The sequence below is a fragment of the Micrococcus cohnii genome, assembly GCF_014205175.1.
Classification (GTDB): domain Bacteria; phylum Actinomycetota; class Actinomycetes; order Actinomycetales; family Micrococcaceae; genus Micrococcus; species Micrococcus cohnii.
Genome location: NZ_JACHNA010000001.1, coordinates 1,495,584 through 1,513,882 on the forward strand (window position 1 = coordinate 1,495,584; position 18,299 = coordinate 1,513,882).

An 18,299-nucleotide genomic window follows, 5' to 3' on the forward strand; every position below is an offset into this window, starting at 1 on the left:
TGGCGGACCATCGCCGAGCAGACCGCCGCGACCGTTGCTGTCGTCGCCGTTTTCACGCTCGCTCACCTGCCCTCCGTATTCGTGGGGGTCTGAGATGTCCGCCTACACGACCACCGATGCCGTCTGCCTCGAGTGCACCCGCGCCGAGGACTCCACCACGTACCGGGCCGGGGTCTGCGTGATCTGCCAGACCGAGCAGATGGTGGCCCGCCTCGAGGCCGTCGTGGCCGCACACCTGACCGCCGGCCGTGCCCTGCTGGACGACGACACGGCCCGCCCTCTTACACCGCCCTAAACCGCCGGCGCACGTACCTCACGCGCAATGCGTGGGGCCGTGTGCTGTCCGCTGTCGCACTCGTGCGCCAGTGGGCGGCATAGGGCCTCTAGTACCGGTCCCAGCGTGGAAAGCCTGCCGAGCTGCTAATCAACTCAGGCGCAGTCGAAACACCTCCCCCGAACCGTCCGAACTGCCGGACGGAGCACCCGCCAGACGTCGGCGCGGCGCCAGGGCCACAACGGACGACGCCCGCCGAACGGTGGGGGTCTAGTCGTCGTGGGCGAACGTCGCTGAGTGGAGGCGGGGGCGGCGGGAACTTTGGGGCAGGGGGTCATAGCGAGGGCCACCCGTAGGGTGTCCGCTTCCTGCCTGAGAGACCACCAATCACACCAGGGCCAGCACCGGCCCCACCCGTAGGAGGAAACATGACGCAGCAGTACCCGGCCCCGTTCGAGTTCCACAACGTGACGACGATGGTTCAGGTTGAGATGACCGCGGACCTGTCGACGCTGAGGGCCGACGGGAAGATCGTTGTTGCCGGGGACACGGCGCGTTCGTCGGCGTGGGCGGACGTCACGATCACCGATGACGATTTCGAGGGTGAGCAGCGGTTCTCCGTGAATCTCGCTCAGGCCCGCATGATGGCGGCGTACTTCCTGAACGTCGCGGACGCTATCGAGGCGGCAGCCGAGTAATCCACAGGCACAGTAGAAAGGGCCACACGGAATGCCGTGTGGCCCTTATACCCGGCTTGACGCCGGGATGGGGCAATGAACACCCAGCTGGATTGTGAGGCATCCCTCTGTCGGAGCGTTGACGTTTACTTTACTAACCTGTTAGTATAGTTTCGTTGATGCGACTACAGGCAGAGGACAGGGGTACAACAGTGAACGACGTTGGATCATCGCCGCGGCGGTGGTGGCTGCTCATGACCGTGGGGGCCGGCCTGCTACTCATCACCCTCGACAATTCGATCCTCTACACCGCCTTGCCTACGTTGACCGCAGACCTCGGCGCGTCCGGATCCTCGACACTGTGGATCATCAACGCCTACCCCCTGGTCATGGCTGGCCTCCTCTTGGGAGCAGGCACACTGGGCGATCGCATCGGCCATCGCCGAATGTTCGTCGTCGGCCTGTGGATCTTCGGTGCCGCATCACTGGCAGCGGCATTCTCGCCCAACCCTGCCTTCCTGATCGGCGCCAGGGCACTCCTCGCTGTGGGGGCCGCAGCGATGATGCCCGCCACGCTTGCTCTGATCCGCCTCGCGTTCGACGATCCTCGTGAGCGCAACATCGCCATCGCCATCTGGGGGAGCCTGTCGATCGCGGGGGCAGCGCTCGGACCCATTCTCGGCGGCGCCCTTCTCGAACGGTTCTGGTGGGGATCTGTTTTCCTCATCAATGTCCCCGTTGTTGCCATCGCACTTGTGGCGACCGCAATCATCGCGCCGCACAACCATCCCGATCCGTCGAAGAAGTGGGATCTCGTCTCATCCCTCTATGCGATGGTCGGGCTGGTGGGCACCGTGCTCGTCATCAAGGAACTGGCCCATATTCCACAGAACTGGGTTCTGATCGCAGGGGCGCTGGCGTCAGCAGTCATCGGGTTCGTCCTCTTCGTGCGACGCCAGGGCCGATTGGAAGAACCACTCATCGAGTTCTCCATCTTCCGCAACCGCGCCTTCGCTGGCGGCTCTCTGGCAGCCTTCTTCGCGATGTTCACCATCGCTGGCGCCCAGCTCGCGACCACACAGCGCTTCCAGCTCGTCGAGGGCTTCACCCCCATGCAAGCAGGCCTGCTAGTCGCAGCCATCGCGCTTGGCGCCCTGCCCTCAGGTGTCCTAGGGGCCGCGATCCTGCACATCGTGGGCCTGCGGATCATTATCTCCGGCAGCCTCGCCATCGCCGCCCTAGGACTAGCTCTCGCCGTGCTGGCCTCTGCGAACGGATCACTACCCCTGCTGGTCGTCAGCTTCATCGTGACCGGCTTCGGCCTGGGCGGCACCTTCGCCGTCGCTTCCGCCGCCATTATGGGCAACGCGCCTCCGCGAAAGGCCGGCATGGCGGCCTCGATCGAAGAAGTCTCCTATGAGATGGGCTCCCTCTCGGCTGTAGCACTCCTCGGGAGCCTCCTGACCTTCGTCTACGCCACAGTCGTCCGACTCCCGGATGGCACTCCCGCCGCAGCGGGGGAGAGCATTGCCGATGCCCTCGGGATCGCCGACGGAGATCTCGACGTGATCGCAGCCGCCACCTCCGCCTACGACACGGCCTATTTGGTCACGATGATCGTCCTCGCTGTCATGCTGGCTAGTGGAGCCGCTCTGACCAATCGGCTGCTCCGCGCTTACGGGCGCGGCAGCGAGGCAATGGAGTACGCCGAAAACCACTGAACCAATCGGAGGGGCGCATGATGGTGCGTGAGAGCAAGAAGACCATGATCCTCGACGCCGCGATCCAAGTGATCGAGGAAGACGGGATCACAGCAGTCACGTTTGACTCTGTCGCGGCCGCTGCAGGGATCACCAGGGCCGGGATCATCTACCACTTCCCGTCACGAGACGACTTGATCGCTGCGATCCACCAGAGACTCGCTGATCGCTGGGAGCGGCAGTTAGAGATCGCCTGTGGAAAGCCGACCGCTGAGGCAACGCCGATGGAGCGCCTGACCGCCTACATACTCACTTGTTCGACAGCCGCCTCCCGCGCCGAGTTCCAGATGATTCTCGACAGCCAGCACACCCAGCACATGGCGATCTGGGAAGACCTCATCGACCGATGGACCGGACGTAGCGAACGAGACGAAGCTGAGCGCGACCAGATGACCTCGCTCGCCCTGCTCGCTGCTGACGGGCTCTGGGTCAACGACCTGATCGGAAGCAGGCCCATCTCACAGGACCACCGGAGTGAAACCGCAAAGCAGATCATCGCGCTACTCCAGAATGACGTCCATGAATCCGAGGCCAAGCCCAACGGGTAAGCGAGCCAGCGCGCGGTTGGAGAAGGCCGGATCGACGAATCCGTCGAGCGCGATGATGGGCAACCCTGTCAAGCAAGATCGCACCCTGGCACCTCTGTCCAGCAGCACCCAACTGGCTCTGACACATGCGCCTAGTGGGTATGCTTTCCCGTGCGGCCCCTCAGCCCCCCTCCGATGGGCCGCCGGCCGGTGTGTTGTCCCGGCCTGCCCGCCCCGGCGCATCCCGTCTTAGCCGGGGCGGGCACCCCTCACCTCACACCGACGCGGTGGCCTTGTCCGTCTCCCGGGTGAGTACGGCCCGCACGGTCGAGGCGTACCAAGTCCGCCCCGTTGCCGTCGGCACGCCCTCATCGTTCAACGTGGCTGCAATGCGGGCCATGGGCATGCCGGCTGCCCGGTCTGCCCGGATTCGGTCCACCGTCTCCGCCGGCAACACCGACCGGCGCCCCATGTGCTTGCCCGTATCCGCCTTGATGCGGGCCATGGCTGATTTCGTGCGCTCCCCGATGCGCTTCCGCTCCATCTCCGCAAACGTCATCGTCACCTGAGCCATAGCGGCGCCGGTGATGGTCGTCGTGTCGACGTTCAGGTCGAGGCTCACGACGGCCCACCGCTGACGCGCTGCCGTCTCGAGCAGCCCGGCGAAATCAGCGACCGAGCGGGAGAGGCGGTCCAGCTTGGATACGGCCAGCACGTCGGCGCGGCCGGCCTTCAGGTCCTCGAGGGCCTGGGCGAGCACCGGGCGGTTCTTGAGGGATGCGGCCGAGGCGGCATCCTCACGGCGGATGTCGAGGTCCCACCCGTTCACCCGGGCGTATGCCTCAAGCTCGGCGATCTGCACGTCGGGTCCGATGTCCTGTTTGTCCGTGGACACGCGGACATAGCCGACGACGCGGAGCGGGGTTGAGGGGGTGTTCATGGGTCCAGCATACATAAAGGGGACCCATTTTGTTATTCAGGGGGTGCGGAGACCGCCCGAACACCGGCCACGAACGCCTCGAGCCGCGCCCGGATGTCACGGTCGAGCGCGCAGTCGTCAGGCGGGAGGACGTCCAGCAGCCGGGCGCACAGCTCGGCCACCTCTCCCACATCTGCGGTTGGTGTCTCGTCGGTCATGGGCCTCATTCTGCGTCCCGCCCCTTGAGCGTGGCGAGGACGCCGGCAACACCGATCATGGGATCGAGGCCGGCGTCCTCGCACGCCTGGGCGGCGGCGTAGGCCCCGGCCTCGAACATGTCCGCGGCCAGGGAGAACGGCCCGCCGCTCATGCCCGGCCGTCCTGGACGGCGTCGAGGGATGCGGCGGCCTCGAGCAGCCATGAACGCACGCCCCGGCCCGTGGCCGTGTCGATACGCGGCTTGTGGTGGTCGAGGATCACGCGAATGAACGCGGCCGCCTCGGCGGGGGTGGGGGTCTTGGTCTTGGTGGCCATGGGTCAGTCCTCCGGGGTGTAGTCGAGAATCGTGCCAGCCTGCTGGGCGGCAAGCATCGGGGCGATGAAGAAATCACGGGCCTGGTTGATGTATTTCCCGGACCACCAGCTCACGTTGTCCACGCGGTCCAGACCCTTGGCTGTCTCCGGGATGTTCCCGTGCTCGAGGTAGTAGCGAATCAGGGACGCCTGCACGCGGTTGCCCTCCACCTCGCTGACGATTTCCTCGCCTCGAGTCTCGGGGTAGTGCGAGCCTGCACCGTGACGGTCCTGCACCGGGGCGACCTGGTAGGAGACGCCGTCCAGTTCCTCGAGGCGGGACAGTAGCTCGTCGACGGCGTCCTGGTGTCGGGCGCCGGCCTTCTCGGCCTTCTCGGCACGGGTGTCGAGGCGGACGGCCTCGGCGGCCAGGGCGTCACGGATCAGGCCGTCGCGGCGGCCCTGCTCGTCCTGGGCCTTCTTGGTGTGGGCGGCGGCGATGCGTTCCTTGGTGGACACCTCACGGGTGACCCGCTCGGCCTGGGAGGGATCGTTCACGATGGTGTCGACAGCGTCCGTGTCGATCTTGCGGGCTTCGTCGAGGGCCGCCTGCGCCTTGGTCTGGTGGTCGTCGGCGGATGCCTGGGCCTTGCGGGCTTCGTCGAGGTAGTGGGCGGGGGTTCGCTTCATGAGGGGCATAGAGGTGTCTCCGTTCAGGATTCAAGCCAGGGGCGTGATGGTGCCGCCGCGGATATCGCGGATGCGCTCGACGCTGCGGGTGGCACGGTTCTCGGTCGTCGTGGTGCGCGCCGGCGTCGTGGTCGTGGTGCCGATAGTGCGGGCCTCAGCGTGGAGGGCCTCGGCCACGGTGGCGAGAACGTCGTCGACGTAGGGGGACGAGAACTGGTGCTTCTCGATCAGCTCGGAACGCTTGTTCCGGGCCTCCCAGACTGCATCCTCGTCGGTGAGGCTCGGGCGCGCCCGACGGGCGGCGGCCGCGTAGGCGTTCACACCGGCGTTCACGGCGGCGTGATGGCGCAGACGGTCCGGGACGTCGCCGGCGTGGACGACGCGGGCCTCGGCGGCCTCACGGAACAGTTCGAGGTGCTTGGACATGTCGAGCGGTTGCGCCTGCGGTGCGCTCTTGGACGTGTCGAGGGCGTCGACGACGCGGCGGGTGGCGCGGGCGGCGGCGTCGGTGGGCTTGCCGTCGAGGGCGTTAGCGAGGTCGCGCTGCGTGTATTGCATGGCGGGTCTCCCAGGGTTGAAAACGGTGGAGTGTGCGGGGGCGTCCGATCACCAACGAACGCCCCCACCGCCGACAGGAAGATCACGAGAAACCGTCGGCGACCGGCCCCGACATAGGAGGACAACCCAATAGGCCGGTACATCTCCACCATGTCGAGTTAGGCCGCGTCGAGGTTCCGCGCCTCCGCCTCGCGGTAGTTCCGGGACTCGAGGTAGTCCGCCAGGCTCTCCGGCTCGATGTACCAGGCGTTTCCCTCGCTGCGTGCGGTCACGAGACCCGCACGGCACCACGCCCGGACCGTCTCGGCGCTCTTGCCGATCTGCGCGGCCGCCTGCGCGGTGGTGATCCACCTCGACGCGGCGCCCTCGACCGGGGGTAGCGGGGTGACGGTCTGCCGGAGGTGGTGCTGATACTCGGCGGCCGCGTTGTTCAGCTGCGCCCAACCGAACCGGGCCGCTTCCAGTCCCTCGGGGTGCTGCGCGAACTTCAGTGCGACCTCCGGCCAGGAGACCGTGCGGACCAGCACTAGGGCCAGCGGCGCCGGCACTGAGGCACACACCAGACCGGCGGGCATCCGCTGATAGGTGCTCATGCGGCCACCTCCCCGGCGTCCAGGGACCGGAAAATCCGGGCCAACTCATCACGGGCCGCCGCTTCCTCATCGCGGGGCAGGGCGAGGAACACGAGCAGCCGATCCACCACACCGACCAGGACAGCCGCCTGTGCCTCGGAGAGCTGCACCCGGCGTTCGTCGAGGCCGAGCCGCCCCAACGCGGTGAGCATCCGGCCTAACCGGTCCTGGTACTGGCCGAGCAGATCGAGTTCCGCCCGAACTTGTTCCGTGCCCAGCGGCGACGGATACCGGACGTCCTCCAACGAGTTCACCCGCTGCCCCAACGCCCGGACCGTTGCCCGGACTTCTGCGGCCAGCTCCGCCAACGCGAGGACCGGGTCGTCGATAGGCTCCACGGCCTCGAACGCAAGCACCGCCCGGGCATCCGCCTCGAGGGCCTGGGCCTGCACGCGACGTTCAGCCGCGGCCCGGGCCTGGGGCGCCTTCCCTCCGTGCGAGGCACACACGGTGGCCCCGCGCATCGGTGGCCGGCCACACCGTTCTCCGGCCCGGTTCCTGGCCGTGCAGCGGTGTTCCATGGGGTCGGTCATCATGCCTCCGTTCTATGGGGTCGGGGCCGCGGCCGGCGGTCGAGGATGTCGGGGGATGCGAGGCCGCGGTGGACGAGGTCGCGGGCGTAGTCCTCGGGGGTGGGGGTGTTGGCGGCGTCGTAGGCGGCGGTTTCGCGGGCGCGGCGTTTGCGGGTGTCGGGGTTGTGGCGCTGGCGGCTCATTCGTTGTCCTCCGGGGTGTCAGTCGGCAGGGGCTGCTCGGGGGTTCCGTCGGCGGCGGTGAGGGTGAGGGCGAGGAACTCGGCGATGGTGCTGTGGTTGTAGTGCGGGTGCTTCATTTCGGGTGACCTCGTTTCAGTGCTGGTCGGGGTGGGGGGCGTCACGGTCCCCCCTTACAGGGGGACCGGTGAACGTGACCCCCTCGGGTCCGTGACCCCCGTGAGGGGGTGCGTGACCCCGTTTCATGCGGATTCCGTGGCCCTCGTGAGGGGTGCGTGACCCTGGCGGGAGGGGCACGCGAAAACGGGTCCGCGTGAGGGGTGCGTGAGGGGTCTAGCCGCTGTCCGGGATCGTGTAGACCGTTGCCATGGCAGCTCCGCTCTGGGCGGTTTGCGGGGTCTTCTCGAGTTGCTTGGAACGGGCCAGACCGTCGAGTTTCCGGTGTGCCTTCTCGACCTCGTTCCGGCTCGGGGCGTCGGTGGCGAACATGACGCCGGCCAGATCGTTCACGGTGATCTGTCCTCGCGCCCTGACGATGGTCAGCGGGTCCGCGTCGTTCACGACTGTTGATAGGCCGGTGCGGGCGTCGTGCAGCACGTCGAACGGCCCCACCTCGTCGGCGGGCTGTTTGAGGTGCCGGAACTTCACCACTGCGTCACCGGGTGCCCCGTCGAGGTGGACCACGGACCCGGCGCCGGTGGTGATCCAGGTCGACCCGTACACGGCGTCAATGCCCTTGGGGCTGTCGGCTCTGGCCTTGATCTGGTGGTGCAGTTCGAGGACCTGCACGCCGTCGACGAGGGCGCCCTGTCGGGCACGGTTCCAGCCGGCGCCCACCCGGTCGTCGGACAGACCCATGGCGGCGTCTTTGAGGCTGTCGACCACGACGTGTGAGGCGCGGGCCTCACGGCACATCTGTCGCAGCAGCTCGGTTCGGTCGGCCATGTCCTCGGGCGGCGGCCCGGGCCACACCTTCAACCGGCGGGAGACCGCGTCACGTTGGGCCGGGTGGAACTGCCTCGACAGTGAGCGTGCGGCCTGCCGCGGCCGGTCCATCGCCAGATAGAGCACGTTCCCGGCGGCCGGGGCCACGGGTTGCCCGAGTACGTCGCTGTCTCCGAGGACGAGGGCACGGACGAGTTGCCCGGCGATGGTGGTCTTACCGACACCGGACCCGCCGTAGACGATCAGTGCTTCGCCCTCGGCCCACAACACATCGTTGCCGGCTCCCCAGACTGCGGGGATGGTCTCGGGCTGGTCGAAGATGAAGGCCCCGCCGTCGAGGTAGTGCCGCCCGGTGGGCAGCGACTCGTCCGGGTAGAGCGAGGGGTCGAAGTAGTCCGGGCGTTCTGGCGCGCTCTCGGACATGTCCAGGTTCTCGAGGTCGTGCGGTGTCGTCACGCGGCCGTGTCACCGCCCTGCGTGTGGGCGTGCTGGTGCCAGGCGCGGAACCGGGCAACAGACCGGGCGTGTGCCGCGTCGGGGCCGTCCCACCCGGTGAAGATGCGGGAGACGGAATCCCGCACGTAGGGATCGTTCACGGCCTCCGCACGGGCGCGGGTGTGGGCTGCGTTGTACAGGGTCCGGTCGTGCTCGATCTGCGTCTCGATGTCCGGGGCACCACAGGTGGGGCACTGACTCACTCGGACCACCCGCCCGGGGTCTCGACCGGCTCGAGTCGGCACAGGACGACGTCGGCCCGGTGACCGCGCTCGACTGCACGGTCCGCGGCACGCTGCGCGGGCTGCGCCTGGAGGAACACACGCCGCCGGTGCCGGGGTTCGGGGTCGCTGGGGACCTCGACGACGAGGACGAACACGCCCCGTACGAGGTCGTCTGCACCGGGTAGACTTGTGGTGTCGCCGTTCAACGACTTTGCAGACGCCGTCTCCGTGCCGTGGGGGCGGCGTTCTTCATGTCCGGGATGGGTCACGCAACGTCACCGCCTCGGAGTAGCTGGGCGAGACGACGGAGCTGAGCCGGTGACGGCGGCGGGGCGTGTTCAGCCTGACGACGTGCCCACTCGAGGACATGGGGCGGGAAGTGCTGGGCGAGGTCGGTCACGCGGCATCACCGAACATCGCGGAGTCGAGTTCGGCACGGTGCAACCGTACGGTCGTGCCGAGTCGGTGCGCGGGAAGGCGGCCGGCCTTCACATGTCGGTCCAGGGTGTTGAGGTGGACGCCGAGGTAGTCGGCCGCTTCCTGTCGGTTGAGCCAGACACGCGCCAGGGTGGTCGTGTTGCTGACGTGTTCGGGTGTCGGGACGCCCGGGTGATGGCTATGGTTCACCTTGTGTTCCTGTCTGTCTAGGACGAGCACGGTGCGGCCGGGTGGTACCGGTTGCCGCTTGGAGGTCCCCCTGTTGCTTTGGTAGGTGCTGGGGGGCCTCCGTTTTTGTCCCGCTTGGTGGGCGGGGGTGGTGAAACCATCATGGCCCATTCGACGTTGCGAGTAACCCGAAAATCACCAATCGCGGGTCTTTCAATACGTACTAGTTACGTGATGTAACAGGAAAGTGACGTGCCGATCGGCGCGGCCAGGCGAAAGCGTGGACGGCGTTCCCTGGAAAATAGAGTGAGAGCGTTACCCCTCGGATGGACACTCTGGCCCGAATCCGCGCCGCTAGACGACGCTTCATCCATCGGGTGACCGCTCGGGGTGCACCTCCAGCGAGGGCTCGACATCAACATGCACCCGCGGTCGGATGATGCGCTCTATGAACGCGGTGTTCGCGTAGAACTCGTAGAGCGAATGGAACGCCTAGATAACTCCCGGCGAGTGGCCCGTGCCATAGACGACGCCCCCGCTGCGAAGAGGCAGGGGCGTTGTCATAAATGTTGAGTTATTGGCAACGCGACTCAGGCGTCGTCGCCCCGCTCTGCCTCGGGGTTCATGGTTCCCGTAACCCGTCTCATTTTCTGTTCTGGGCTGCGGTTGGGTTCTTGAAAGTCCGGGGCGCCTCGCCAGTGGAGACGGACCGCGTCGGGGTCGAACACGCCCCGGTTGACCGTCGGCAACACCTCGACCCACAACAGCGCCCGCAGCGCCTCACGCTGCGTCACGACCGGTGCGGCAAGGAACGCGGCCGCTGGATCATCCTTCACGAGCATGGAGGCCAGGGCGCGGGACCGGGACCGGCGCTGCACCTCCGCCTGTATGCGATCCACCTGGGCGTTGAGTTCCGCCGTTCCCTCCACGAGCTGCGTCTCCGACAGGGCGCCCTGCGCGAACAGTCGAGTGAGCGCGTTTCGCCGGTTCGTGAGGTCCAGTAGCGCCGCGGTTTCGTCGACCCCCGGTTCGGCACCTGCCGGACGTGCCACCGTCCGCCATGCCTCCACGGTCGCGGGGTCGGAAAGGTGCGCCGCTGCTGCCGCGAGGACGTGTTCGTCGAGCGGTTCCATGCGCCGGGTCGTGTGCCCCTCACGGTCCGTCCCGTGCTCGAATGACACGGTGCACCGGTAGATACGGCCACGGCTCTTGCGGTGCAGACCGTGCATGACCCGTCCACAGTGGCAGTGCGCTATGCCGCTCAACAGGTACTTGAACTTCGCCTCCGACGACTGCCGGCGCTCCGGGGCGGTGAGGATGGCCTCAAGGGCTCGGAAGTCCTCGAGAGACACGATGGGTGGCCATCCGTCGGACACGGTCTCACCGTGGAACGTGAGTAGACCGGCGTTGCGTGCCCGTAAGAGCCGCTGTTTCACCTGCGTGGTGGTCAACGTCCGTCCGGTACGACCGCGGATGCCCTCAGCGGCCCACAGGCGGGCGACGTCGCCGAGCGTGTGGCCCTTGAGGATCATCTCCGTACCCTCACGGATCATCCGCCCGTTCTTCTCGTCGACGATGAACCGGCCGCCGCTGTGCTTCCCGTTCTCGAGGACGACGTGGTCGACGCGGCGCCACCCGAACGGGGCCGGCCCGCCGATGTGTTTCCCGGCGCGGGCGGCCTGGACCTTCTGGGCGCGGATACGTTCGGCCCGGTGTTCGGACTCATGCTGTGCCCACGCGCCGCGGGTCTTGGCGACGGCGCGGCCGGTCGGGGTGGAGAGGTCTAGCTTCCCGGATGTGACCGTGTACGTGGGGACGCCCCGCGGGTCGCACACGTCGATGAACCGTTCGAGTTCCTTGGTCTGCCGTAGGAGGCGGTCGTGGTCCCAGACGATAACGGCGTCCAGGGCGCTGGCCTCAATGTCCTGGACTAGCCGGTCGTACTCGGGGCGGCGGCGTGACTTCATGGCGGACAGATCGTTGTCGACGTACTCGTCGACGACTTCCAGGTCCATACGCTGTGCGAGGTCTCGGCACGCCTCGAGCTGCCGGTCGACGCCGAGGCGTTCGCCCTGCATGTCGCGGCTGATTCGGGCGTAGATGCCGGCGCGTGGATTGGTCATGGGCCGAGTCTATCGACAGGGTCACTTGACACACTTTCCGAATATTCTGCGGTCTGCGCCCCGCGGTCGTCGGCCAGGGCCGTGGCGACTCGTGCGGCGCGTTTCGGGCTGCGGTCGCCCGATGAGATCGCCGCGGCGTCCGGCGAGATCTGCTGCTCGTCGGCGGTGATGGTGTCGTTCGTGGTCATGGTGGTGTACCCCTCCAGGTCAGCGGCGGGAGTCGGCTCCCGCACGGTGTCGGTTGTGTCGGTCCGGTCCATCGTCCAGACGGACCGGGTCGTCGGCGGCGCCCCGTCTGACGGAGCGGCGGAACCGGCCGGCCCCGCTGACCAGCACTCTTCCGCGCCACGCCCCTGCGGCGGGCCGTCGTTTCCGCGCACGTGGACGTGTGAGCGCTGCCGGCCGCTTGTGGAGCAGTGAGCGGCCGACCCTGCCCCGCGCCCTCCTCGCCGTCGACTCGCCGCAGGCGGCCGGAGGCGGTGCTCAGGCCGGACCCCGCAGCATGGCCAGCAGCATCGGCAGCACCCCGAGGCACACGAACGCCGGAAGGTGGCACAGCCCCAGCGGCACGACGAGGCGCACCGCCAACTGCTCGGCCGCGAGCTGGGCGGCACGGGCACGCTCCTGGCGCAGGGCCTGGGCCGCCTGGACCAGGCTCTGTGCGCCGGCGGCACCGGTCGCGTGCAGGGGTCTTAGCCGTCGGCCGAGTTCACGCAGCTGCGCAACGTCCTCCTGCCTGGCCGAGTCGTCGAGCCGGGACCATGCCGATGCCCACGGGGCGCCCCACAGCAGGGCGCGGGTCACCGGACGCAGCAGGTGACCGGAGGGCATGACGGAGGCGACGTCGTCGAGGGCGGCGACCAGCGACCGGCCGGCCCCGAGCTGCGCGGCGGTCACGTCCAGCCAGGCCGCGGCGTCCACGGCGTGTTCCGGACCCCGTGCCTGACGCAGTAGCCGCGAGACCCACACGTGGCCCGCGACGGTGAAGAACGCCCCGGCGGCCAGCACCAGCCAGCCGAGGACGTCCCCCAGCAGCACGGCCGGGCCCGCACCCAGCATCCAGGCCAACCCGAGACCGCCCAATGGCAGCCAGCGCAGCAGCGTGACCGTCGAGCGCGGGCCGGCGGCATGGGCGGCCCGGGCGCGCTCGGCGTCCAGCTCGGCCTCGCGTGCGGCCGCGAAGCGCTCGGCGACGACGGCCGGAGCCGTCCCCGTCCGATGGGACAGCTCCAGCAGCCCCGTGAAGGTCTGCCATGAGTCGACGCCGTCGGGTCCTGCGACCGCTGACGGGGCGCCGCCGAGACGGTGGACGGCCGCCAGGCGTGAGAGCACATGGCCCAGGCAGCATCCCGGTTCAGCTCTCGCGCAGCACTCCTCGGCCTCCGCCGCGGCCGTCCATGCCTGTTCGGTGGTGAGCCCGGTGCGCAGGTGGCCTGCCCAGCGCCGCAGGGCGAGCGCGGCGTCCGCCTCGGCTCGGGACCGGTCACGACGCCGTCGACGCCACCAGCGCAGCAGCCGTGCCGTCGGCGCCGGTGCGTCGGCCCGGCGGGCGGACGCAGACGGCATGCCGGAGGCGGGCGGCGGGCCCGCTGCGAGCCGCTCAGTCATCGTGGTCCCCCAATCGGGCCGTCAGCAGCGGCCAGCCGGGCCCGCGCACCGCCCGTCCCGACCCGTCGTCCGTCAGCGCCGGTGCCAGTGTCAGGGGCGCGTCCGGGGCGTCCGCCGGGACGGGCACGCACAGCTGCGTGGGCGCGCGCGTGCCGGTGCGCCGACGCACGTGCACGACGGCGTCGACGCCGGCGCGGGCCTGCGCGTCGATCGCCGCGCGGGACCAGCCGGCGAGAGCCCCCATCGCGTGCAGTCGTGCCGGGACGTCGTGGGCGGAGTTGGCGTGCAGGGTGCCCCAGGCTCCTTGATGCCCCGTGTTCAGGGCGGTCAGCATCTCGGCCACCTCGGCCCCGCGGCACTCGCCCACCACGAGCCGGTCCGGGCGCATCCGCAGTGCGTGACGGATGAGCTCGGCCAGGCCGATCTCGCCGGCCCCCTCGACGTTGGCCGCACGGGCCTGCAGGGGCACGACGTGCGGATGGGCGGGCGTCGCCTCGAGGGTGTCCTCGACCGTCACGATCCGTTCGTCCGGCGGCACCTCGGCCAGGGCCGCGGCGAGCAGCGTCGTTTTGCCCGAACCCGTCGCCCCGGAAACGAGCACGCTCGCCCGGCGGCGGATCAGCAGCCGCATCGCGTCGAGCCAGGTCGCCCCGTCCGGCCAGCCGGCGGCGAGTTCGCCGAGCGCGGGCCGGTCCGCGGCGGGCACGCGCAGGCTCAGCACCGGTCCTCCGCCTGAGATGGGCGGCAGCACCGCGTGCACGCGGACGCCCGCAACGCGGGCATCGGCGGCCGGCACCGCGGCGTCGAGGCGGCGCCCGGCCTGGGCCAGCAGGCGGGTGGCCAGGGCGCTGGCCCGTTCGGGCGGCAGCCGCAGACCCGTGGATCGCAGGCCTCCAATCCCGTCGGTCCAGACCTGCCCCGCGGCGTCGACGAGCACATCGGTGATGCCCTCGGCCCTCACCCACGGCGCGAGCGGACCGAATCCGGTGAGCTCGTCCTCGAGGTAACGCACGGTCGCCGGCGTCGCCGCCACCTGTTCCGCGTCGAGGGCGCGTCCGAGTGCACCGGTGGCGTCGACGTCCTCGAGACCGCGCTCGGCCAGCCGGCGACGTGTCGCATCCAGCCACGGCGGCTCGGGGGCCAGCGGCTCCGGGTCGTCGGGAGCGAAGGGTCCGGTGCCGGGGGCGCCGACGGTGCGGAGGTCGGACGGCTCGGGCGCACTGATCGCACTGTCCATGTCCTCCAGTCCACAGCTGCCCCAGGGACGCGGGCCGTCACGGTCGCCCCGGTGCGGACAGCTGCAGGATTCCGGTCGGCTGTGCAGGAGTCAGCTGGCCTCGAGGCGCCGCGCTCCGCCTCGAGGAGGGTGTCAGCGCACTGTCTGCCGGGTCGCCGCGTCGACGACCCGGCTCGCATCCCACGGCTCGTCCCAGCCCAGCAGTTCGAGCACGCGGGAGAGCAGCGCCGCCGTCACACCCCACACGAACCGGTCCTGCACCGCGAAGCCGGGCGTGAGCCCGCGCCGTCCGCCCGGGCGGGCCACCATAAACCGGCCGTCGGGGTCGGTCAGATCCGCCACCGGGACCCGGAACACGGCGCTCGCCTCATTGTGGTCCACGACGTCGACACGACTGGACCGACGCCACCAGCCGACGACCGGGTGCACGACATAGCCGGAGACGGCGACGCAGACCGGCGGCAGGACGCCGAGCACCTCCACCGCAGCGGGGTCCAGGCCGGTCTCCTCACGCGCCTCGCGCAGCGCCGTCGCGACGACCGAGCCGTCACCCGGATCGCAGCGTCCGCCCGGGAACGCGACCTGCCCGGCATGACGGCGCAGCGTCTGCGCCCGCTGGGTCAGCAGCACATCCAGCAGGGCGTCGACGTCGCGGGTCCGGCGCCGGGCCGGCACGTCGTCGAGAGGCCCGAAGAGCAGGAGCACGGCGGACGGCGTCGGTGCCGGCACGCGAGGCCAGTCGAAGCCCCACGTCACCGCCGATTCCGCGGGAATGTCGGTCAACGAGGCGGGCCGCCGCTCGTGCGGCACGGCCGCGTCATCGGCCGGTGTGCCCCAGCGCGCGATCAGCTCCACCAGCTCCGCCCGCGCTCGGGCGAGTTCCGGCCCGGCCGAACTCGGTGCGGCGGCGGGCTGGCTGTCGAAGGGAGCGTCCATGCCCGCCACGGTAGCCCTGCGTGGGACGGCAGGGCCGTCTTCGGCCGCCACCTCAGCCGAGCAGGAGCGAGACGGCCAGCGCCGCCATGACCACGGCGATCGCCAGGTCCACCACCTGCCAGGCGCGGGGACGGGCCAGGACGCCGGCCAGCAGCCGGGCCCCGAATCCCAAGGCGGTGAACCACACGACCGAGGCGAACACGGCGCCCACCGCGAACACCCAGCGCCCCTCGGGGCCGTGCTGGTTGGCCACCGAGCCGAGCAGCACGACGGTGTCGAGGTAAACGTGCGGGTTCAACCACGTCAGGGCGAGTGTCGTGCCAACGACGGACCCGGCCGTCCGCGGCGCCTGGACCGCCTCGAGCGCTCCCGGGCGCAGGGCCGCGCGCGCCGAGGTCGCCGCGAACCACAGCAGGTACGCCGCCCCGGCCCAGCGCAGCGCCTCCAGCAGCCACGGCACCGCCTGCACGAGCGCGCCGACGCCCGCCGTCCCGGCCAGGATCAGCACCGCGTCCGAGAGCAGGCAGACGAGCACGACGGGTCCGACGTGCTCACGGCGCACCCCCTGGCGCAGCACGAACGCGTTCTGCGCTCCGATCGCGACGATGAGGGCGAGGCCGGTGAGCAGTCCGGTGAGGGCGAGGGCGGGCGTCTGCATGGGTCGTGACGCTAGAGAACGCCCCAATCATGAGACAAACGCCGTGATCTTCATCTAGATAAGCTCAGCTTCATCACCTCGCGATGGCGCGTCGGGCGCGGCATCGCGGCACAGAACCGTCGAGCGCATGAACGGAGCCACCCGTGAACCTGGAACAGCTGCGCGCCCTGCTGGCCATCGTCGACGAAGGGTCGTTCGAGGCGGCCGCCGATGCCCTGGGCGTCAGCGCCTCCGCCGTCAGCCAGCGGATCCGCGCGCTGGAGCGCACCGTGGGACAGATGGTCGTGCGTCGTGGCACCCCGTGCGAGGCGACCGACGCAGGACAGGCGCTCGTGCGCATGGCCCGCCACGTGAGCGTCATCGAGCGCGAGACCTGGGCCACCCTGGGCCGGCAGGCCTCGGGACGTTCCGTCACGGCCCTGGCCGTGCCCGCCGACGCGCTGGGCACGTGGTTCGAACCGGTGCTGCGCGAGGCCGCCGGATGGACGGACACGACGCTCGATCTGCACATCGAGGACCAGGACCACAGTGCGGCCCTGCTGCGCCGCGGCGATGTGCTGGCCGCCGTGACGACAGAACCCCAGCCCGTGCCCGGCTGCGCGGTCGAGCCGCTGGGCCGGATGCGCTACGTGCCCGTGGCCGCGCCACGGCTGCTGCGCCAGCACGTGCGTCACGGGCGCCCGGACCTGCACACCATGCCGACCATGCGGTTCAACGCGAAGGACGGACTGCAGGCGCAGGTGCTCGATATGCACGCACCGTCGGCGGCTCCGCCCACGCACCTCGCCCCGTCGTTCGACGCCTTCCACCGTTGCGTGCGCGCCGGACTCGGCTGGGGCATGCTCGTGGACCTGCAGGCCGTCGACGACCTGGCCAGCGGTCGGCTGGTGCGGCTGCCCGGCGTCGACGACGTCCTCGTGCCGCTGCACTGGCAGGCGGCGACCCTGCCCTCTCCCGGGCTGCTGCGCCTGAGCCGCGCGGTGCACGAGGCCGCCGCCGGTGGACTGGAGCGTGCGGACCGCCCGTGACCGCCGGCGCGTCACCGCCGCCACCGCCGCCCCGTGTCGCCCCGCAGGTCCGTTACCCTCCCGTGCCATGGAGTCCACCGCGCCGCCGCTGCCCGAGTCGGTCGACGTCGTCGTGGTCGGCGCGGGACAGGCCGGGCTCGCGGCCGGCTACTTCCTCCACCGGCACAACCGGGACGCGAGCCGCCGAGGTCTGCGGACCCTGGACGCCGTCCTGCTCGACGCATCCGCGAGGCCGGGCGGCGCGTGGCCGCGATACTGGGACTCACTCGAGCTGTTCTCTGCCGCCGAGCACTCGTCCCTGCCCGGCCGAGCGATGCCCCGCCGCCTCGACGGACGCACTCCGACGGCGGCGGACGTCGCCGGCTACCTCGCCGACTACGAGACCCGTTACCGCCTTCCGGTCCACCGACCGGCACCGGTCAGCTCCGTCGAACTCGACGAACATGACGGCCCCGAGATCGAGGGCCGGGGCTTCGCGGTGACGCTGGCGGACGGCCGTCGCGTGCGAGCCGCGGCGGTGATCTCGGCGACCGGGTCCTTCACTCGCCCCTTCCTGCCCTCGTCTGCCGCGGCCGCCGAGGCCGCGCCTCGTCAGCTGCACGCGGCCGAGTACCGCCGACCCGAGCCGTTCGCGGGACAGCACGTGCTGATCGTCGGCGGGGGCAACTCCGGCCCGCAGGTCGCGGCGGACCTGCTGCCCCACGCGCGTGTCACCTGGGCCACACGGCGCCCGCCGCGGTTCATGCCCGACGACGTGGACGGCCGGGCCCTGTTCCGCGTGGCCACGGCCCACGTGAGAGGTGAGTCCGACGCGGCCGTGACGCAGCTGGGCGAGATTGTCGCGGTCCCGTCGGTGCGCCGCGCCCGCGACGAGCAGGGCCTGCGCGCGGTGCCGCTGTCCGAGGCGCTCGCCCCGGGCCGCCACTACGACGCGATCATCTGGTGCACCGGCTTCCGGCCCGAGCTGCGGCACCTGCGTGCCCTGGGCCTGCGGCACACGGACCACGGCGTCCCCGCCACCCGCCGAGACCTGCCGACCGCGTCCACGGACGTGCCGGGCCTGCACCTGCTCGGCTACGGCGACTGGTGCGGGCCGGCCTCCGCGACGCTGATCGGGGTCGGAGCGCACGCACGCCGCGCGGTCCAGGACATCGTGGCCCGCCTAGCCTGAGGCAGC

General features: G+C 70.1%; 25 protein-coding genes. 7 read left to right on the top strand and 18 right to left on the bottom strand.

The features are described 5' to 3' along the window. The first annotated feature begins 94 nt into the window (after positions 1–94). The 4 genes from HDA30_RS06810 to HDA30_RS06825 all read left to right on the top strand — a co-directional run bounded on the left by HDA30_RS06810 (position 95) and on the right by HDA30_RS06825 (position 3,259). Positions 95–295, top strand: coding sequence for a hypothetical protein (locus tag HDA30_RS06810; RefSeq protein WP_184241468.1), 201 nt, complete (start codon positions 95–97; stop codon positions 293–295). Between the two features lie 407 nt (positions 296–702). Further along, a complete protein-coding gene (locus tag HDA30_RS06815; protein ID WP_184241469.1) occupies positions 703–972 on the top strand; it encodes a hypothetical protein in 270 nt (89 codons plus the stop codon). 233 nt (positions 973–1,205) lie between these two features. Further along, a complete protein-coding gene (locus HDA30_RS06820; protein ID WP_246418714.1) occupies positions 1,206–2,672 on the top strand; it encodes an MFS transporter in 1,467 nt (488 codons plus the stop codon). 17 nt (positions 2,673–2,689) lie between these two features. Next, positions 2,690–3,259 carry a TetR/AcrR family transcriptional regulator gene (locus HDA30_RS06825; protein WP_184241471.1) on the top strand — a complete coding sequence of 190 codons (570 nt, stop codon included), beginning with the start codon at positions 2,690–2,692 and terminating at the stop codon, positions 3,257–3,259. Between the two features lie 253 nt (positions 3,260–3,512). Here the strand turns inward: HDA30_RS06825 and HDA30_RS06830 are convergent, their stop codons facing one another. From HDA30_RS06830 to HDA30_RS06880, 11 genes are all read right to left on the bottom strand, one after another. Next, positions 3,513–4,178 carry a recombinase family protein gene (locus tag HDA30_RS06830; RefSeq protein WP_184241472.1) on the bottom strand — a complete coding sequence of 222 codons (666 nt, stop codon included), beginning with the start codon at positions 4,176–4,178 and terminating at the stop codon, positions 3,513–3,515. A gap of 32 nt (positions 4,179–4,210) precedes the next feature. Then, positions 4,211–4,375: a hypothetical protein gene (locus HDA30_RS06835; protein ID WP_184241473.1), complete on the bottom strand. Its 165-nt coding sequence runs from the start codon at positions 4,373–4,375 to the stop codon at positions 4,211–4,213. Between the two features lie 5 nt (positions 4,376–4,380). Further along, complete coding sequence (locus HDA30_RS06840) at positions 4,381–4,527, bottom strand: hypothetical protein (protein WP_184241474.1); 147 nt, start codon at positions 4,525–4,527, stop codon at positions 4,381–4,383. Continuing rightward, a complete protein-coding gene (locus HDA30_RS06845) occupies positions 4,524–4,691 on the bottom strand; it encodes a hypothetical protein (RefSeq protein WP_184241475.1) in 168 nt (55 codons plus the stop codon). Before HDA30_RS06845 ends, HDA30_RS06840 begins: the two co-directional genes overlap by 4 nt. A gap of 3 nt (positions 4,692–4,694) precedes the next feature. Beyond that, positions 4,695–5,360 carry a hypothetical protein gene (locus HDA30_RS06850; RefSeq protein ID WP_184241476.1) on the bottom strand — a complete coding sequence of 222 codons (666 nt, stop codon included), beginning with the start codon at positions 5,358–5,360 and terminating at the stop codon, positions 4,695–4,697. 30 nt (positions 5,361–5,390) lie between these two features. Continuing rightward, entirely contained in the window at positions 5,391–5,918 is a 528-nt protein-coding gene (locus HDA30_RS06855; RefSeq protein WP_184241477.1) for a hypothetical protein, read from the bottom strand. Positions 5,919–6,076: 158 nt separating this feature from the next. Next, the gene (locus HDA30_RS06860) at positions 6,077–6,511 is read right to left on the bottom strand and encodes a helix-turn-helix domain-containing protein (protein ID WP_184241478.1); all 435 of its coding nucleotides are present in this window, start codon (positions 6,509–6,511) and stop codon (positions 6,077–6,079) included. Then, complete coding sequence (locus HDA30_RS06865; RefSeq protein ID WP_184241479.1) at positions 6,508–6,942, bottom strand: hypothetical protein; 435 nt, start codon at positions 6,940–6,942, stop codon at positions 6,508–6,510. The genes HDA30_RS06860 and HDA30_RS06865 overlap by 4 nt, the downstream gene beginning before the upstream one ends. A gap of 140 nt (positions 6,943–7,082) precedes the next feature. Continuing rightward, positions 7,083–7,265: a hypothetical protein gene (locus HDA30_RS06870; protein WP_184241480.1), complete on the bottom strand. Its 183-nt coding sequence runs from the start codon at positions 7,263–7,265 to the stop codon at positions 7,083–7,085. A 330-nt stretch (positions 7,266–7,595) separates the two neighbouring features. After that, positions 7,596–8,663, bottom strand: coding sequence for an AAA family ATPase (locus HDA30_RS06875; RefSeq protein ID WP_184241481.1), 1,068 nt, complete (start codon positions 8,661–8,663; stop codon positions 7,596–7,598). After that, the gene (locus HDA30_RS06880; protein ID WP_184241482.1) at positions 8,660–8,905 is read right to left on the bottom strand and encodes a hypothetical protein; all 246 of its coding nucleotides are present in this window, start codon (positions 8,903–8,905) and stop codon (positions 8,660–8,662) included. The genes HDA30_RS06875 and HDA30_RS06880 overlap by 4 nt, the downstream gene beginning before the upstream one ends. A 59-nt stretch (positions 8,906–8,964) precedes the next feature. On the opposite strand from HDA30_RS06880, the gene HDA30_RS06885 reads away from it, so the two are divergent. Continuing rightward, positions 8,965–9,111: a hypothetical protein gene (locus HDA30_RS06885; protein ID WP_184241483.1), complete on the top strand. Its 147-nt coding sequence runs from the start codon at positions 8,965–8,967 to the stop codon at positions 9,109–9,111. 211 nt (positions 9,112–9,322) lie between these two features. On the opposite strand, the gene HDA30_RS10760 is transcribed toward HDA30_RS06885, so the two are convergent. From HDA30_RS10760 to HDA30_RS06920, 7 genes are all read right to left on the bottom strand, one after another. Further along, on the bottom strand, positions 9,323–9,553 hold the full coding sequence (locus HDA30_RS10760; RefSeq protein ID WP_184241484.1) for a helix-turn-helix domain-containing protein: 231 nt from the start codon (positions 9,551–9,553) through the stop codon (positions 9,323–9,325). 569 nt (positions 9,554–10,122) lie between these two features. Next, positions 10,123–11,655, bottom strand: a complete 1,533-nt coding sequence (locus HDA30_RS06895) for a recombinase family protein (RefSeq protein WP_184241485.1) — start codon at positions 11,653–11,655, stop codon at positions 10,123–10,125. Beyond that, on the bottom strand, positions 11,652–11,843 hold the full coding sequence (locus HDA30_RS06900; RefSeq protein ID WP_184241486.1) for a hypothetical protein: 192 nt from the start codon (positions 11,841–11,843) through the stop codon (positions 11,652–11,654). The genes HDA30_RS06895 and HDA30_RS06900 overlap by 4 nt, the downstream gene beginning before the upstream one ends. 295 nt (positions 11,844–12,138) lie before the next feature. Continuing rightward, positions 12,139–13,263, bottom strand: a complete 1,125-nt coding sequence (locus tag HDA30_RS06905; protein WP_158496483.1) for a type II secretion system F family protein — start codon at positions 13,261–13,263, stop codon at positions 12,139–12,141. After that, on the bottom strand, positions 13,256–14,500 hold the full coding sequence (locus tag HDA30_RS06910; RefSeq protein ID WP_184241487.1) for a TadA family conjugal transfer-associated ATPase: 1,245 nt from the start codon (positions 14,498–14,500) through the stop codon (positions 13,256–13,258). The genes HDA30_RS06905 and HDA30_RS06910 overlap by 8 nt, the downstream gene beginning before the upstream one ends. 132 nt (positions 14,501–14,632) lie before the next feature. Then, complete coding sequence (locus tag HDA30_RS06915) at positions 14,633–15,436, bottom strand: NUDIX hydrolase (RefSeq protein WP_158496481.1); 804 nt, start codon at positions 15,434–15,436, stop codon at positions 14,633–14,635. A gap of 52 nt (positions 15,437–15,488) precedes the next feature. Continuing rightward, entirely contained in the window at positions 15,489–16,094 is a 606-nt protein-coding gene (locus HDA30_RS06920) for a LysE/ArgO family amino acid transporter (protein WP_158496480.1), read from the bottom strand. Between the two features lie 143 nt (positions 16,095–16,237). Here HDA30_RS06920 and HDA30_RS06925 point away from each other — a divergent pair, with 143 nt between their 5' ends. Both HDA30_RS06925 and HDA30_RS06930 read left to right on the top strand, forming a co-directional pair. After that, positions 16,238–17,122, top strand: a complete 885-nt coding sequence (locus tag HDA30_RS06925; RefSeq protein WP_158496479.1) for an ArgP/LysG family DNA-binding transcriptional regulator — start codon at positions 16,238–16,240, stop codon at positions 17,120–17,122. Between the two features lie 67 nt (positions 17,123–17,189). Beyond that, a complete protein-coding gene (locus HDA30_RS06930) occupies positions 17,190–18,293 on the top strand; it encodes an NAD(P)-binding domain-containing protein (protein WP_158496478.1) in 1,104 nt (367 codons plus the stop codon). Positions 18,294–18,299 lie beyond the last annotated feature (6 nt).

Bases quoted from the DNA above. Each gene is read 5' to 3' on its own strand.
- HDA30_RS06895 (WP_184241485.1), bottom strand. From the start codon at position 11,655: ATGACCAATCCACGCGCCGGCATCTACGCCCGAATCAGCCGCGACATG.
- HDA30_RS06825 (WP_184241471.1), top strand. From the start codon at position 2,690: ATGATGGTGCGTGAGAGCAAGAAGACCATGATCCTCGACGCCGCGATC.
- HDA30_RS06920 (WP_158496480.1), bottom strand. From the start codon at position 16,094: ATGCAGACGCCCGCCCTCGCCCTCACCGGACTGCTCACCGGCCTCGCC.
- HDA30_RS06905 (WP_158496483.1), bottom strand. From the start codon at position 13,263: ATGACTGAGCGGCTCGCAGCGGGCCCGCCGCCCGCCTCCGGCATGCCG.
- HDA30_RS06850 (WP_184241476.1), bottom strand. From the start codon at position 5,360: ATGAAGCGAACCCCCGCCCACTACCTCGACGAAGCCCGCAAGGCCCAG.
- HDA30_RS06810 (WP_184241468.1), top strand. From the start codon at position 95: ATGTCCGCCTACACGACCACCGATGCCGTCTGCCTCGAGTGCACCCGC.
- HDA30_RS06830 (WP_184241472.1), bottom strand. From the start codon at position 4,178: ATGAACACCCCCTCAACCCCGCTCCGCGTCGTCGGCTATGTCCGCGTG.
- HDA30_RS06835 (WP_184241473.1), bottom strand. From the start codon at position 4,375: ATGACCGACGAGACACCAACCGCAGATGTGGGAGAGGTGGCCGAGCTG.
- HDA30_RS06930 (WP_158496478.1), top strand. From the start codon at position 17,190: ATGGAGTCCACCGCGCCGCCGCTGCCCGAGTCGGTCGACGTCGTCGTG.
- HDA30_RS06870 (WP_184241480.1), bottom strand. From the start codon at position 7,265: ATGAGCCGCCAGCGCCACAACCCCGACACCCGCAAACGCCGCGCCCGC.
- HDA30_RS06900 (WP_184241486.1), bottom strand. From the start codon at position 11,843: ATGACCACGAACGACACCATCACCGCCGACGAGCAGCAGATCTCGCCG.
- HDA30_RS06815 (WP_184241469.1), top strand. From the start codon at position 703: ATGACGCAGCAGTACCCGGCCCCGTTCGAGTTCCACAACGTGACGACG.
- HDA30_RS06845 (WP_184241475.1), bottom strand. From the start codon at position 4,691: ATGGCCACCAAGACCAAGACCCCCACCCCCGCCGAGGCGGCCGCGTTC.
- HDA30_RS06820 (WP_246418714.1), top strand. From the start codon at position 1,206: ATGACCGTGGGGGCCGGCCTGCTACTCATCACCCTCGACAATTCGATC.
- HDA30_RS06840 (WP_184241474.1), bottom strand. From the start codon at position 4,527: ATGAGCGGCGGGCCGTTCTCCCTGGCCGCGGACATGTTCGAGGCCGGG.
- HDA30_RS06860 (WP_184241478.1), bottom strand. From the start codon at position 6,511: ATGAGCACCTATCAGCGGATGCCCGCCGGTCTGGTGTGTGCCTCAGTG.
- HDA30_RS06915 (WP_158496481.1), bottom strand. From the start codon at position 15,436: ATGGACGCTCCCTTCGACAGCCAGCCCGCCGCCGCACCGAGTTCGGCC.
- HDA30_RS06910 (WP_184241487.1), bottom strand. From the start codon at position 14,500: ATGGACAGTGCGATCAGTGCGCCCGAGCCGTCCGACCTCCGCACCGTC.
- HDA30_RS06855 (WP_184241477.1), bottom strand. From the start codon at position 5,918: ATGCAATACACGCAGCGCGACCTCGCTAACGCCCTCGACGGCAAGCCC.